Consider the following 245-nt stretch of genomic DNA (forward strand, 5'->3'; position numbering starts at 1 on the left):
GAGACCTTGGCAACATCCACAACGATCTCAGCGTGGAAGATTTTCTGATCGATGCGTTCATCGAAATTGTCTGAGACAGCCCCAACGAACATACCTTGTGTAAGGTTACTAATCTTACTTGCAGGAATCAAGCTATCCATCTGCGTAGATATAGATGTGGACTTGTCGTTACGATTGATGGTCATGGACTGCCGTTGCTGGAGAACCTTGCCGAAACGCTCGGAAAGCGTCTTAGCCGTTTCTCC

The 245-nt window shown here is 47.3% G+C and carries 1 pseudogene; it reads right to left on the bottom strand.

Annotated features, from left to right (window positions below):
* Window positions 1-245, bottom strand: a pseudogene (locus HMPREF2890_RS00005) (conjugal transfer protein TraG); the annotation flags it as partial.

This window comes from Porphyromonas sp. HMSC065F10 (genome assembly GCF_001808555.1).
Taxonomy (GTDB): domain Bacteria; phylum Bacteroidota; class Bacteroidia; order Bacteroidales; family Porphyromonadaceae; genus Porphyromonas_A.